This window comes from Gardnerella sp. c10Ua_244, assembly GCF_055818055.1.
In genome coordinates this window covers 1-504 of the sequence record NZ_JARFVS010000033.1, presented here as the reverse complement: position 1 = coordinate 504, position 504 = coordinate 1, and the positions used below count along the sequence as shown (strand labels likewise).

Annotated in this window: 1 protein-coding gene; it reads right to left on the bottom strand. The window is 41.1% G+C overall.

The annotated features are described in order from the left end of the window. Positions 1-479, bottom strand: a 479-nt coding sequence (locus P0108_RS07180) for a DUF2815 family protein (RefSeq protein ID WP_473730946.1), incomplete at its 3' end; no start/stop codon positions are given. Positions 480-504: the final 25 nt, after the last annotated feature.

Here is a 504-nt window from a genome sequence, read left to right as displayed (position 1 = left end):
TCACCGTCTCGAATCTTTTGAATATTGCAAAGACCGCAAGCAACTCCCTTATTACCGTTAGAGTTAAACGCGTAAAAGTTGATGGAAACTCTCGCATAGCAGCCTGAATACACTTCACTACGGTCCATGATTGGTTTTACCTGTTTGTCTACAATCTGCGGAGCCGTGGTTGAGTTCGCGTTAATGAAGTAATGTCCTTTATACGCTTCATCATCACGCTCAATATCCCCGTCCCTGAGTGGTGTTTTAAGAGCAGCCTTGTTTGGTTTTTTACCACCAAACTTACCGACACCTTCCTCAATAGCAGCATCAATAGCTTTCTCAATAGCGTTTACTGTTTCAACATCACTTTTAGGGATAAGCAGTGAAACACTATATTTTTCAGGACCGCCGTTAATAGACTTTGGCTCCCAACCGTTAAAATAGGAAAGACGCGTGTTCTTACCGGTGATAACCTTCGTGTTATTTAATTTAGACATAGTACTAATTCTCCTTTTTGAATTC